The sequence below is a fragment of the Archangium sp. genome (assembly GCF_036389735.1).
Classification (GTDB): domain Bacteria; phylum Myxococcota; class Myxococcia; order Myxococcales; family Myxococcaceae; genus Archangium.
This window is the reverse complement of record NZ_DASVWK010000259.1, coordinates 1-12,800: the sequence shown is the minus strand read 5'-3', so window position 1 is coordinate 12,800 and position 12,800 is coordinate 1. Positions and strand designations below refer to the sequence as shown.

Sequence of the window (12,800 nt, the reverse complement as noted above, 5' to 3'; positions counted from 1 at the left end):
CGCCGCGACACGTGCCAGGGGCAGCCCGGTATGCACCGCCCACGTCACCGCCGCCAGCAGGGCGAAGGTGATGGAGGTGGCGCCCGTGCGGCGCAGCAGCTCGCGATTGGCGCGGGGCCGGTGGCTGGCGATGACGAGGCGCACGGCGAGGGTGGCCAGGCCGAAGGCCAGCCCGTAGGTGCCCCAGAGCGTCAGCGCGGAGGAGGCCGGCAGGCCCCCGGCCACGGCGATGGGCACGGCCCAGGCCCCGAGCGCGAGCGCGGCGAGCACCTCGCCCGAGAGGGTGCGCTCCTGGCGGTTCCACGCGAGCAGCAGCACCTCGCCGCCGAGGATGAGGGGCAGGGCGAGGAAGGGCCGGGCCTCGGCGGGCATGGACAGGACGCCGAGCCCGAAGCACAGCGCGCCCACCAGGCCCATGAGGACGCCCCACGCGCGGGCGCGGCCCCCATCACGCTCCTCGCGGCGGGAACCCCGGTGGCCGAGCAGCAACAGCAAGGGCTCGTGGCCGAGCAGCGCGGCGACGGCGGCACCCGAGAGCCAGAGGGCACTGGAGGGAGCACCGGTGACGAGGAGGGCGGTGGCCAGGGGGAGGCCGAGCTGGAAGTACGCGCCGTGCTCACGGGGGAGGAGCCCCTGGAGGAGAGAGCCCAGGGAGGGGGAGGTGGGCGGGGAGAACATCATGCGAGCGACCTCGGGCGGCGAGAAGCATGGCACCGGGCGGGGTGCCTGAGGTGGCTTGGAGCAAAGGGTGTTCCAGCGCGGGTGTGAGGGGAGGAGGGGGCGGCGTGCGCAAGGGGTGCACAGGGGGTGGAGGAGACCCGCAAACCTTGCGCGCACCGTAAGGGGCCTCGGGGGTGGAGGGGCGAGGCACGGTTCCTGAAATAGAGGGACTCACACCAAGTGGGGATGTTCCATGAACACGTGGGTCAAGCAGGCGCGCGAGGCGTTGATGCAGCGGCGGAGCAGCCTCCGCGGAGTGCCGCGCGGCAACGGGTTGGAGGTCGAGGAGCGCACGGAGCAGGTGCTGGAGCGGCTGTCGGAGCGGGAGCGGCGGGAGCTGAGGGACATCGACGACGCACTGGTGCGTATCGAGCAGGGCCGGTTCGGGCACTGCGCGCGCTGCGGTGGGGCGATCGGCCGACACCGGCTGCGCGCCATTCCCGAGGCACGTCACTGCATGGCCTGTAGCGCGCAGGCAGCGCAAGCCCAGGAGACATCTACCTCTTGAGCCCCTCGAAGAAGTCGACCTCACCGGTGTCCAGTGAGTAGTCGGCGCCGACGATCATCATCCCCCCTTCCAGGATGAGCCGCTCGAGCAGCCGGCTGCCGTGACGCAGGTGGGCGCAGGACTGCCGGACATTGGCGCGCACGGCCTCGTGCACGAGCCGGTCCCTGTCCACGCTCGGACCGGCCGCATGCACCACGCTCTCCACCGCGGGCCAGCACCGGTCCACGATGTCGTGGATGTTCTCCGACGCCGCCTCCACCCGGTGCTGGATGAAGTCCAGCGTGGCCTTGATGGCCCCGCAGCGCGAGTGGCCCATCACCACCACCAGACGCGTCCCGAAGGTGGCGGCCGCGAACTCCACGCTCCCCACCAGCGAGGGCGCCACGACATTGCCCGCCACGCGGATGACGAAGAGGTCCCCCAACCCCTGATCGAAGACGATCTCCGACGGCACCCGCGAGTCCGAGCACGAGAGGATGATCGCGAAGGGATTCTGCCCGGCCGCCAGCGAGGCCCGCGCCGTCTGGCCGAGCGCGGTGTCCAGACTGCGCACGTTCTTGGAGAAGCGGTGGTTGCCCTCCTGCAGACGCTGGAGTGCTTGAGCGGCGGGCAGGGGAGCGGGGGGGATGCCAGCGATGGTCATGTCCTGAGTCCTCTTCACCAGGGATGGTGCCGTTCAGGCGGATCCGCACCGGACGGTCGCCGGCCCGCCTCCTTCCTTGTCGGGGACCGCACGGCGACCTACCTCTCTGGGTATGCCGTGGAGCGTGAAGGGACACTGGGAGAAGCGCTTCTGGCAGGACGCGTTCGCCTGGCGGGGCGCGGTGACGCCACTCGTGATGCCGCGGGTGTTCCTGTTCGGGTTGTACGGGCTGCTCGTCGGGCTCGTGCACGAGGTGTACGACTGGCGGGCCCTGGGCAGTGGACCGGTGGAGTTCACCGCCGCCTTCCTCGCGCTGCTGTTGGTACTGCGCACCAACGGGGGCTACGAGCGCTGGTGGGAGGCGCGCAAGCTGTGGGGCGGCATCGTCAATCAGTCGCGCAACCTGGCCATCGCGGGGCTGACGTACGGCCCGAGGGACCCGGAGTGGCGGGAGCGGTTCGTGCGCTGGACGGCCGCCTTCAGCCATGTGGCCCGGCGCAACCTGCGCGGCGAGCGGGAGCTGCCAGAGCTGCTCACCCTGATGCGAGACGCGGACGCGGTGGAGCGCATCTGCCGAGCCCAGCACATGCCCTCCTTCGTCGCCCAGGCCATCGCCGGCCTGCTGGGCGAGGCCGTCGAGCACGGGGAAATGGACCGCGTCGCCTTCCTCGCCGTCGACCGCGAGCGCGCCCAGCTCATCGATCACGTGGGCTGGTGCGAGCGCATCCTCAGGACACCCCTGCCGCAGGTCCACACCTTCAAGCTGCGGCGCTTCATCGTCCTCTACCTCCTGGCCCTTCCCATCGCCGTCGTGGGGACGTGGTGGATCCCCGGGCTGGTGACGTTCCTCGTGGCCTACCCGCTCCTGGCCATCGATCAGATCGCCGTCGAGCTGGAGAACCCCTTCTCCCCGACGAACCTCAGCCACCTGCCCCTCGAAACCATTTGCGGCACCCTCCAGGGCAACCTGCTCGCGCTGCTCGAGGCCGAGGAGGCCTTCACGGTGTCACCCTCCTGGCGCACGGCGTCCCGGTTCGCCCAGCCCCAACAGCCCCCCACATGATTTCCGGAGTCAACTCCGACGAGGTGACGGCGGAAGTTGTTTTCTGCTTGCTCTCGCGAGCCGTCCTCCCGTAGGGTGCGTGTCGGCTCGTGGAGGTCATGCGTGCGCCTCGGCTCCTGGCTGCTCCTGACAACGCTGTTCTCCACCTCGGCTATCGCGGGGCCTCCACGAGCCACCTCTCCCGCTCCTCAGCGCCGCACGCTCGTGCTTCCGGCTCGGCCAGGGCAGGTGCCGCCCCTGGAGCTGCACGTGGCCGTTGGTGTGGCCACGCTCGTGCGCTTCGGGGGACCCCTGCCCCAGGCCCTGGAACTCGCACCGGACGACGGGCGCATCCAGCGCGTCCTCCTGGCGGACGGCACGTGGGTCCTCGTGCCCACCGCGGACCTCGCCCCCGGCGAACAGGTGCTGCTCTCCGTGGTCACCGAGGCCGGCGCCGAGCCCCTCCGCTTCGTGCTCGTCACCCGGGGGGACGCGGTGGACGTGTCCGTGCACGTGGTGTGCTCCCAGCCCTCCGCCGACGAGGACGGCGCCGAGAGCGTGATGCGGAGCCTCCTCGCCGCGCCGGATGCGCGTGTCGCGCTCGACCTTCCCCAGCAGGTGGTGGAGTACAACCCGGCGGGCTCGCGGGGGCAGGTGGAGTCCGTGCTCTGGATGGGCCGGCGCTTCTTCGCCACCGTGGCCGTGCGGAGACGCACGCTGGATGTGCCCACGTGGAGCCCGGTGCAGGCGCGGCTGCGGGCCACGCTCGCGGGGGGCGAGCTGCTGGAATGGCCCGCGCGGCTCCTCTCGGTCAGGATTCGCGACAGACGCCTGCAAGCCCTCACCGGCCTGCTGCCCGAGGGTACCGTGCGCCTGGACGTGGCCCTGGATGGAGCGGACGCTCCCGGCGATTTCCGACCGCTGCCCCTGGAAGACGGGGGCGGGCGCCCATGAGGCCTCCCCTCCAGCCGAACCAGCTCCAGGTGGGGGACGCCGTGCGCGACTTCCAGGTCGTGCGCCGGCTGGGCGTGGGGGGCTTCGCCTTCGTCCTCCTGGTGGAGCGAGAGGGGCGCCGCTACTCGATGAAGATGGCGGCCCGGACCTTCTCGAAAGAGGACGAGGACCGGGTGGACGAGTGGATGCGCCGCGAGGTGCTCTCGCTGGAGTGGCTGGAGGACGCCCACGTGCTGCCGGTGCTCGAGTGGGGCCGTTGGCCGGACCTGGAGTCGGGCTATGTCTACTTCGTCACGCCCTACGTCGCCGGGAGCACCTTCCACGCCTGGCGCTGGCACGAGCGCGCCTCGCTGTACCGGGTCGCGTGCGTGCTGTGCCCGATGCTCAGCTCGCTGGAGTCCCTGCACGCGCGCGGCGTATGCCACCGCGACCTCAAGGCCGACAACATCCTGGTGCGCGAGGGCGATGACACCCCCTTCCTCATCGACTTCGGGGCGGTGCACCTGCCGTGGGCCCGCCCCCTGACGGAGGGGCTGGCGCCGGGCACGCTCTATTGCCAGCCCCCCGAGGCCATCGCCTTCCTGACCTCGGAGGCCGCGCGTCAGGGCTCGCGCCTGCCGGCCCGGCCCGCCGCGGATCTGTATGCCGTCGGCGTGCTGCTCTACGAGACGCTCACCGGCTGCCGCCCCTTCAGCACCCGGCTGTCGCTGGAGGAACTGCTGGTGGCCATCGCCACGACCCCTCCGCTGGAGCCCCAGCGGCTCGCGCCCGAGGCACCCGCCTCGCTGTGTGCGCTGGCCCTGCGGCTGCTGGCGAAGGATCCCGAGCAGCGCCCTCCGAGCGCCCGTGCCGTGCGCGAGGAGCTGGAGCGGCTACTGAAGGCGGAGGGAACCTCGGACGCCTGGCGGGCCCCGGCGGTGTGGCCCTCCGAGCGGACCCTGGAGCGATTTCCGGACGTGGACGTGCTGGAGGCCCCGCGGGAGGAGCGCCCGCCGGAGGAGGCTCCTCGCTCCGAGCGCCCACCTCGCCCCGAGGAGGTACGCTCCCCCGAGCGGGCCAGGGGCTGGCGTCGGGGTCTGGCCGTGCTGGCGCTCGGGGTGGGGCTGCTCGGGCTAGCGTGGCTGCTCACCGCGCCGGTCTCGCCGGTGCCCTCCGAGAAAGGAACACCGTCCGTGCCCTCCACCTCCCGCAGCGAAGCTCCCTCGCCCGCCTCGACGCCCGTGCCCTCGCGGCTGTGCGTGCTGCTCACCAGCGTGCTGGGCGTGAGCGCCGCGCAGCTCGCCGGGTGCGCCACCGCTCCCGTGCGGCCCGACCCCATCGGCTACCTCGCGCGCTGCTCCCCCGAGGCCCGTGCCACCCCCGTCAAGCTGGGCCTCTCGCCCGACGAGAACCCCTCCTTCCTCAGGTCGGGCACTCCCGCCTCGGACGAGTCCATCGAGGACGGGGGCTCGCTCAACCTCAAGCCCGGTCCCGTCACCGCCATCATTCTCGTCGAGGTGGAGGAGACGAAGCAGGAGATTCAAATGAGGATTTCAGGCGAGGCGGTGACGACGCCCAATCGCGTCTACATCCAGTTCGACTGGCTCCACCTGCCGGACGGCTCCTCGCTGCCCATCTGCGGCGTGGCGGTGGACGGCATCCACCAGTACGGCATTCCCACCTGGGCGAAGCTGCCCATTCCAGGCGGCAAGGTGGACCTGGAGAAGGTGGACAAGAGCCCCGGCAGCGCGGTGCTCAACGACCCGCGCTTCGAGACGGTGTTGGTAGGCCCCGAGGGCTATCCGGTGCCACGCATCAGGCTCGCGCCGCCGGACTGGCGCTGACACCGTCCTCTCGGTTTCGCCGCTGTATGCTGCGGCATGTCCATCCGTCGTATTGGCCCGAGCCCGGCAGGTGCGCGACGGCGTCCCTGGTTGGGAGTGCTGGCCCTGGTGGTGCTCGTGTTGCAGGCCGCGTGCGCCTCCCGGGCGCCGCTGACGGGTGAGCGGCGGGACGCACGGCCTCACACGGTGGACGCGGAGGCTCCGGTGCAACTCTCCGTGCCCACCCGGTTCGGCGCGGTGCGGGTGAGCGACTTCGAGCTCGACGAGGCGCTGACTACCCTGGTGCTGGACATCCCGCTGCGGGTGGCCAGCGCCCGTCCCCCGCTGTACCTGCACCGGAAGCTGGCACTGGCCTCGGGGCCACTGAAGGGAGAGGAGTGGCGCACGCCCCTGGCCCAGTCCTACGGGGGCTTCTGCGAGCGGTGTGGCACGCCGGGAGATTGCCTGGAGTTGTTCAAGGACGGGCCGGGCCTGGACGGCGAGGACAAGCGGGACCTCGCGCTGGCGCTCTCGGTGAACACGGCACTGGAAGCGAGGGACGCGGAGCTGCGCTCCACATTCTCCACCCGGCAGTTGTGGACGGTGCTGAGCATCACCTTGATTGGCTACATGGCGCTGGTGGCGGCGCCGGAGCCTGTCTCCAAGGGTGTAGCGGCGGCGCTCGCCCTGGTGATGTGGGGCTACCTGGGTGGGAACTGTTCGATCTGATCCAGGCCTGGTTCCAGCTGTGGGAGGAGGCGGCCCAGGCGAGCACGTTCGCGGAACTGCGCGAGGCGGGGGACCGGTTCGGAAAGGTCATCGGACCCAACAGCGTGCGCATCCTGTTGCTGTTGGGGACGGCGGCGGTGGGGAGTACCGCGTCGCTCATCACCAAGGCGCCAACGCTGCCGGGCTTCGCACGGGCCGCGAGTGCGGCTGAGTCCCACGGTGGTCTGCGCGACGTGCTGGTGGCCGCACAGGAAGCGGACAAGGTGAAGATAGCGGTGGCGGAGGGCACCTTCAGCGTCGTGCTGCCCGCCAACGCCCTGTCCATGGCCGCGAGGGGCGCTCCCATCAGTGCGTCCCCAAGTTGGAACAAACCGGAACTGCACCACATCGCGACGGTCGAGAACAGCAAGTCCACCCTACTCGGTGGACCTTGGACGCAACGGTTCAAGAGGATTTTCGACAAGGCGGGCATGTCGATGGAGGACCCAGCCAACAAGGTCAGTATCCAGGGTCACAAGGGCCCTCACCCCGAGGAGTACCACCAGGAGGTCTTCAAGCGATTGGACGATGCAACGGCAACATGCGGGAGCACCGTTCAATGTCGACGAGACCTGGTTGCCGAGCTTCAGAAGCTGGCAGTGGAAATCGCCAAGAAGGGCAGCAAGCTCAACAAGCTCCTCACCGAGGGTGCTCCGCGTTAGAACGGGAGTCATGTCGAAGCGGTACTTCGAGCTTCATGACGACGTCTACCTCGCCGGCCGCTGGGACCTGGAGACTCCCACTGACGCGCGGGGACAGACGCTGGATGACTGGCTCTTCAAGCAGGGGCAGCCCGTCTTGGTGGAGGGGGAACTCAAGGTTCCCCTGGGTGCTGTGAAGGGTCGGTCGCTCGATTTCACCGAGGCGGGTATCCGGGTGCCCATCGTCAGCGCCAGGGTCGCCGCCCTCCTCACGGAGTTGGCGCCCAAGGACGTTCAGCTCATCCCCGTGGAGGTCGAAGCGCACTCCGAGCCGTTCTACATCCTCGTATGCACGCGCGTGGTGAAGTGCATCGACGATGAGGCGTCCGAGGAGGTGCAGTACTGGAATCCCGAGGATGGCCGGCCCGAGAAGACTGGCAAATACCGAGCCGTGTACGGCATGCGTATCGATGCGACGAAGGTGGGCGATGCGAGGGTGCTTCGCACCTGGGGGTGGACTGGGACGCTCGTTGTCTCCGAGGACATCAAGCAGGCCCTGGAGCGCTTGGGCGCCACGGGAGCGAAATTCAAGGAGGTGACTGGTCCGAGCGCGATCAGCGCCGAGCAGCGTGCACGCGACCGCAAGAGCCGGGAGCTGCTGGAGGTGGCGGACGCGGCGCGGGAAGCGGTGTGGGGCACCCTGGGCAGGCTGGACAAGGAGGCCATCACGCCCATCGCCATGAGCGATGCGTGGCCCGGGCAGCGGCAGCTCTGGCGCGTCATCCATCGCGAGGCGGGGCGCACGTTGCTGGTGACGCACGGGCTGTCGGACCCGTTCATCGAGAGGCTGGAGCCCTCGGTGGGCTTCGGGCTGGAGCTGGCCCTGGAGACGGACGCGGCGGTGAAGGACGTCACGAAGGGGTGGCCCCTGCTGCTGCTCGAGCGTGTGGCGAGTGAAGTGGCCGGGCACGAGCACGTGCGCGAAGCAGTGAAGGCGGGCCTCTTCTCCATGGAGGTGTCGGGCAAGCGGATGCCCAAGGCGCTCGTGAGCGAGGAGGGCCGGGTGGGCGTGCTGCTGGGGATGGAGTCGCACACGCTGCCAGGGCACTTCCCCACGCCCTTCGGCGAGGTGCGGCTCGTCACCGTCAAGGCACTGTTGCCCGGGGAGCTGGCGCAGGTGCTGGAGCATGGCGCGGAGGGGCAGGCCGAGCTGGCGCGGCGTTTCACGGAGAGCGGGGAGGCGCACCTGTCTCGGGCCCGGCGGCGTCCGGTGGTGTAGCAGCCCCCGAGGTGCGCAGTTTGGCGACCAGCCAGCCAACCCAGCACGGTGTGAACGTGCCTCCAGACCCACGGGGCAGCCAGCCGAGAAGGCGTGCGCGGTAGGCCTCCAGGGGCTATAGGTCCAGGGTATGAACGACGTGTCCGCTGTGCGGGTTCCACCCGCGGTGCTGCCGAAGCCGAACGACCCGTGCTGGTGCGGGAATGGAACCAAGTACAAGAAGTGCCACCGCGGCGCGGACGCCGTGGAGGCACGCAAGCGGGGGCCCGAGACTCGCTCGCGGGGCATCCGGCCTGGCGTCATCAGCCCCATGCGCACCGTTCCCTCGCACGTCCAGCGTCCGGACTACGCGGCGTCGGGTCGTCCCGCCCGCGTCTACCCGCCCACCGAAATCAAGACGCCGGACGTCATCGCCCGCATGCGCCGCGCCTGCAAGGCCGCCGCCGAGGTGATGAACATCACCGCCTCCCACGTGCGCCCCGGCATCACCACCGATGAGCTCGACGCCATCGCGCACGAGGAGTACGTCAAGCGCGGCGGCTACCCCAGCCCGCTCAACTACCACGGCTTCCCCAAGTCCATCTGTACCTCGGTCAACGAGGTCATCTGCCACGGCATCCCCGACAACCGGGCGCTCGAGGAGGGTGACATCGTCAACCTCGACATCACCATCTTCCTCGAGGGCGTGCACGGGGACTGCTCGGCCACCTACCCCGTGGGCACGGTGGATCCGGACAGCGAGCGCCTGGTGCGCGTCACCCGCGAGTGCCTCATGCTGGGCATCGAGGCGGTGAAGCCGGGTCGGCCCATCAACGACATCGGCAAGGCGATTGAAGCGCACGCCACCCAGAACGGCATGGGCGTGGTGCGCGCCTACTGCGGCCACGGCATCGGCGAGCGCTTCCACACCGCGCTCCAGATTCCGCACCACTTCGACCCCGAGGCCAAGACGATCATGGAGCCCGGGATGACCTTCACCATCGAGCCGATGATCACCCTCGGCCACTGGCACCACCGGGTGTGGGACGACGGGTGGACGGCGGTGACGGCCGACGGCAGCCGCACGGCCCAGTTCGAGCACACCATCCTGGTGACGGACCAGGGCGTGGACATCCTCACGGTGGCCTGAACCGGCGCTGGCTGGTAGGAGGACCGGTTCTCCAGGAACCCCTTCTCCTGGAGGAACGTTGAAGACGTCTCTCATCCGCACGCTGCTCGCACTCGGGCTGGGTTTGTCCCTGGAGGCGAGCGCCTCGGACGTGGCTTCGTTGCGCGTGTCCCTGCTCGCCAGCGATGAGGACCTCGAGTCCCGCGACTTCGGCACCGGCTCCCACTTCGGGTTGCACCTGCGCTCGCCCGAGCTCGGCTCGGGACTGCGCGCCGAGGCCGAGCTCTCCGTGCTCATCTCCGCCAACAACGCGGCGGGCCTGAACCTCCGGGACAACGCCAGCTACGTGCGGCTCTCCTGGCGGCCCGAGTCCTGGAGCGAGGGCGAGGGGCTCGTGCTCACCTTCCTCCCGCTCTCGTCGACGCGGCTGTTCCTGGGCTACGAGTACCCCGCCTCGTGGGGGCGCGACGTGTACGGCTTCCGTCCCCTGCTGGCCAGCGGCGCCCCCGGGGGCAGCGGCGTCCCGGGGCTGGAGCTCCGGCTCGCGCGGGAGCACTGGTACGTCTTCGCCGCGGCCAGGAGTTCCCTGGAGGCCAATGCCCTCACCCGGGAGAACGAGCGGCTCCTCATGGGGTTGGCCGGGGCGGGCGTGGACGTGCTGCCCCCGCTGCGGCTCGAGGCGGCCGGGACGCTCGTGCAGCACGGGGTGATTCCCGTGTTCGCCGCACAGGGCCGCGACACCCGCGCCCGCACAGTGGGGGTCTCGGGGCGGATCCTCTTCCACCACGGGGCGCCCATCGGCCCCAGCGTCGACTTCTCGCTCTACCGGAGGGACCCCGAGGTCTACGAGAAGCTCCTCGCCCCCGAGGTGTATCCGGGCGGCGTCTCGGCCTCCGTGTCGCTCGAGGCCAGCCACCTGGTGCAGACGCTCCAGAATCCGGACATGTTCGACACCACGACGGATCAGGGCGCGGACGTGCTCGCGTTGCAGGCGAGGCTCAAGGTGGACTTCCTGCGCGTGCACGCGTTGGCACTCGCTCGCTCGGCCTCATTCGTGCTGTCCGAGGTGCCGGGGGTTCCTCCCTTCATCGCCTTCCCCCAGGACGGCACCCACCTGCCCGAGCTGCTCGTGTCGGCGGGGATGGATCATCACTTCCCCGGCACGGGGCTGACCCCCGGCCTCCTCGTGAGGGCCGTGTTGCCCTCGACGACGAACTCCCTCGGGTACGTGATGGGCGGCAACAACCCGCCAGCGACGGGGAACAGGCTCGTGGTCCTGCGGGGACCGAACGCGTTCTCCGTGCTCCCGGAGGGGCGCGAGCGTCAACCCCTCCTCACGGCGAAGGCCACGCTCCGGTGGGACGTCGGCGACAGCCTCTCCGTCATTGGCGAGGCGTTCTACACGCGCGACCCGAACCACACCGTCTTCCGGGAGGACGAGAACGGCGTGGCCCAGCCGGTGCTGGAGCGCCCGTCCTCCGTGGGCGGCGCCGCGGTGCTCCAGGCCCGCTTCTGAGTCAGCTCGCGGGGATGCGGACGACGAAGGTGTACTCCACGTCCACCGGCCGGCCCTGCACGGTGATGGGCGTCACGCGCCAGGTGGACACGGACTCCAGCAGCTCCTGCTCCATGTAGGGCAGGCCGTTGAGCAGCTTGCAGCCCGTCACCCGGCCGTCTCGCGTCACCACGCAGCGCACCAGCGCGGTGCCCCGCACGCGCTCGGCGCGGGCCTGCTCGGTGAGCCGTGGCTCCCTCCCGCTCACCCGCTGGGGGCGCGTCATCGCCGAGGGCTCGAAGGGAACGGGCTCGGAGGACGTGGCGCCCAGGATCGAGCTGTCCGACTGGGGCCGCCTCGGCTCGGGAGTCCTGGCCGACACGGGCGTCTTCGCCTCGGCGGTGGGCGTCTTCACCTCGGGCGGCCGGGGCGTGGTGCGTTTGGCGACCTTGGGCTTCTCGGCCTTGGCGGGCGCCGGAGCCGGCGTGGGCTCGGGCGCGGGGGCCGGCTCGGTCACGGCGGCGATGGGCTCGGGCGGCGGCGTGGAGAGCGTGGCACGTGAAGCCGTGGCACACCCGGTACCGCCCAGCGCGACACACGCGCCCAGCAGGAGAGCGAGGGCAAGGCGAGGCTGCACGGAGGGAGAGGCGCCAGTCATGCAGTAATTTTACACCAGACTCGGTCCACGTGCTGCTGAATGATGCCCGGTTTCACACGATTTCCGGGGGGCACCGCTGTGGGTTTTGGGGTGGGGTTGTGTGTTGTCGAAGTGAGGAGGTGGCCCATGCCGCTACGACGAGACATCCCCCTGTTCCAACTCGAGGCTGAGGACGGCGCCCTGCGTGGCACGCGCGAGGCGTGGCAGCGGCGGGAGATGCTGGTGGCGCTGCTGCACGCCAACTGTGATGGCTGTCAGGCGCTCCACCGGGAGCTCCAGGCGCGGGCGCCCGGGTGGCGCCGGGACGAGGTGGAGCTCATCTCGGTGATGATGCCCGGCCGGCCCGGGGAGCCGCTGCTGCCCGGCGCGCTGAGAGACGACCCGGAGGGCACGGTGGCGTGGAGGCTGGCGGAGGTGTCGGGGCGCGTGCCGGGGACGGCGACGCTGTCGGTGGCCAACCGGTTCGGCGAGTTCTACGGCGTGGTGGACGTGCATGGCCGCTCCACGTCGGAGGTGCTCGCCGAGGCGCTGGCCTGGGTGGACCTCGCGCAGCGCCAGTGCGGCGAGTGCTCCGCGCCGCTGTGGGAGTGAGGCTCAGCCGCGCGGCGTGACGCGCACCGGGGGCTCGATGAGGACGGGCGTGGTGGCCTTCGGGTCATCCGGCTCGTAGGCCGGGGCGTAGGGGCCGGCGTTCGTCTCCTTCCACTTGCGAGGCACGCGCTCCAGGCCCACCGGGTACACGGTGAGGTGCCCGTCCTTGTCGATGCGCAGCCGCAGGAAGTTCTTCCAGTCCGGAATGGCCAGCGAGATGAAGGCCTCGTTGGAGTGGGCGCCGAAGCGGTTGACGCTCACCGTGAGGTAGAGGCCCATGATGAAGGGCCCCACGAGGAAGCCGCCCAGGAAGTTGATGAGGCCGGAGAGGATGAACTTGCCCCACAGGTGCGTCCACCCGGCGGCGCACAGGGGCGCGGTGCCGGGCAGCAGCTCCGGACAGATGCCCAGCCCACTGACGATGAAGTAGATGGAGCCCCAGGCCACGAAGAACGCGGCGAGGATGTGCGCCAGGCCGTGCAGTCCGCCGGCCAGGAAGCGCCAGCGTCCGAAGGACTTGTCCGCGAAGCACACGAGGCCGCCGAGGGTGGCCAGTCCCAGGGTGAAGGACCAGGGGCGCGTCACCACCGA

13 protein-coding genes and 1 pseudogene are annotated in these 12,800 nt (G+C 70.4%); 10 read left to right on the top strand and 4 right to left on the bottom strand.

What is annotated here, in order from left to right:
* Positions 1-681 (bottom strand): YwiC-like family protein (locus tag VF794_RS09385; protein WP_331108911.1); only part of this gene is annotated, 681 nt, incomplete at its 3' end.
* Between the two features lie 232 nt (positions 682-913).
* Here VF794_RS09385 and VF794_RS09380 point away from each other — a divergent pair.
* Positions 914-1,228: a TraR/DksA family transcriptional regulator gene (locus VF794_RS09380; RefSeq protein WP_331108909.1), complete on the top strand. Its 315-nt coding sequence runs from the start codon at positions 914-916 to the stop codon at positions 1,226-1,228.
* Here the strand turns inward: VF794_RS09380 and VF794_RS09375 are convergent.
* The gene (locus VF794_RS09375) at positions 1,218-1,871 is read right to left on the bottom strand and encodes a carbonic anhydrase (RefSeq protein WP_331108907.1); all 654 of its coding nucleotides are present in this window, start codon (positions 1,869-1,871) and stop codon (positions 1,218-1,220) included. The two genes, VF794_RS09380 and VF794_RS09375, sit on opposite strands and share 11 nt — an antisense overlap.
* A gap of 124 nt (positions 1,872-1,995) precedes the next feature.
* Between VF794_RS09375 and VF794_RS09370 the strand changes: the two genes are divergently transcribed.
* The 8 genes from VF794_RS09370 to VF794_RS09335 all read left to right on the top strand — a co-directional run bounded on the left by VF794_RS09370 (position 1,996) and on the right by VF794_RS09335 (position 10,981).
* Positions 1,996-2,934 (top strand): bestrophin family protein, encoded by a 939-nt coding sequence (locus VF794_RS09370; protein ID WP_331108905.1) that lies wholly within the window; start codon positions 1,996-1,998, stop codon positions 2,932-2,934.
* Between the two features lie 102 nt (positions 2,935-3,036).
* Positions 3,037-3,867, top strand: a complete 831-nt coding sequence (locus tag VF794_RS09365; RefSeq protein ID WP_331108903.1) for a DUF2381 family protein — start codon at positions 3,037-3,039, stop codon at positions 3,865-3,867.
* Positions 3,864-5,690, top strand: coding sequence for a serine/threonine-protein kinase (locus tag VF794_RS09360; RefSeq protein ID WP_331108901.1), 1,827 nt, complete (start codon positions 3,864-3,866; stop codon positions 5,688-5,690). Before VF794_RS09365 ends, VF794_RS09360 begins: the two co-directional genes overlap by 4 nt.
* A gap of 36 nt (positions 5,691-5,726) precedes the next feature.
* Positions 5,727-6,398: a hypothetical protein gene (locus VF794_RS09355; protein ID WP_331108899.1), complete on the top strand. Its 672-nt coding sequence runs from the start codon at positions 5,727-5,729 to the stop codon at positions 6,396-6,398.
* A 104-nt stretch (positions 6,399-6,502) separates the two neighbouring features.
* On the top strand, positions 6,503-7,099 hold the full coding sequence (locus tag VF794_RS09350; RefSeq protein ID WP_331108897.1) for an AHH domain-containing protein: 597 nt from the start codon (positions 6,503-6,505) through the stop codon (positions 7,097-7,099).
* Between the two features lie 10 nt (positions 7,100-7,109).
* A complete protein-coding gene (locus tag VF794_RS09345; protein WP_331108895.1) occupies positions 7,110-8,357 on the top strand; it encodes an imm11 family protein in 1,248 nt (415 codons plus the stop codon).
* A gap of 130 nt (positions 8,358-8,487) precedes the next feature.
* Positions 8,488-9,486 (top strand): type I methionyl aminopeptidase, encoded by a 999-nt coding sequence (gene map / locus VF794_RS09340; protein ID WP_331108893.1) that lies wholly within the window; start codon positions 8,488-8,490, stop codon positions 9,484-9,486.
* A gap of 58 nt (positions 9,487-9,544) precedes the next feature.
* The gene (locus VF794_RS09335; protein WP_331108891.1) at positions 9,545-10,981 is read left to right on the top strand and encodes a hypothetical protein; all 1,437 of its coding nucleotides are present in this window, start codon (positions 9,545-9,547) and stop codon (positions 10,979-10,981) included.
* Between the two features lies 1 nt (position 10,982).
* On the opposite strand, the gene VF794_RS09330 is transcribed toward VF794_RS09335, so the two are convergent.
* Positions 10,983-11,618, bottom strand: coding sequence for a TonB family protein (locus tag VF794_RS09330; protein ID WP_331108889.1), 636 nt, complete (start codon positions 11,616-11,618; stop codon positions 10,983-10,985).
* A gap of 126 nt (positions 11,619-11,744) precedes the next feature.
* Between VF794_RS09330 and VF794_RS09325 the strand changes: the two genes are divergently transcribed.
* Positions 11,745-12,209 (top strand): hypothetical protein, encoded by a 465-nt coding sequence (locus VF794_RS09325; RefSeq protein WP_331108887.1) that lies wholly within the window; start codon positions 11,745-11,747, stop codon positions 12,207-12,209.
* Positions 12,210-12,212: 3 nt separating this feature from the next.
* Here VF794_RS09325 and VF794_RS09320 read toward each other — a convergent pair.
* A pseudogene (locus VF794_RS09320) lies at positions 12,213-12,800 on the bottom strand (metallophosphoesterase); the annotation flags it as partial.

Coding starts and splice junctions, on each gene's coding strand:
- VF794_RS09355 (WP_331108899.1), top strand. CDS start 5,727: ATGTCCATCCGTCGTATTGGCCCGAGCCCGGCAGGTGCGCGACGGCGT.
- VF794_RS09345 (WP_331108895.1), top strand. CDS start 7,110: ATGTCGAAGCGGTACTTCGAGCTTCATGACGACGTCTACCTCGCCGGC.
- VF794_RS09380 (WP_331108909.1), top strand. CDS start 914: ATGAACACGTGGGTCAAGCAGGCGCGCGAGGCGTTGATGCAGCGGCGG.
- VF794_RS09325 (WP_331108887.1), top strand. CDS start 11,745: ATGCCGCTACGACGAGACATCCCCCTGTTCCAACTCGAGGCTGAGGAC.
- VF794_RS09330 (WP_331108889.1), bottom strand. CDS start 11,618: ATGACTGGCGCCTCTCCCTCCGTGCAGCCTCGCCTTGCCCTCGCTCTC.
- VF794_RS09375 (WP_331108907.1), bottom strand. CDS start 1,871: ATGACCATCGCTGGCATCCCCCCCGCTCCCCTGCCCGCCGCTCAAGCA.
- map (WP_331108893.1), top strand. CDS start 8,488: ATGAACGACGTGTCCGCTGTGCGGGTTCCACCCGCGGTGCTGCCGAAG.
- VF794_RS09360 (WP_331108901.1), top strand. CDS start 3,864: ATGAGGCCTCCCCTCCAGCCGAACCAGCTCCAGGTGGGGGACGCCGTG.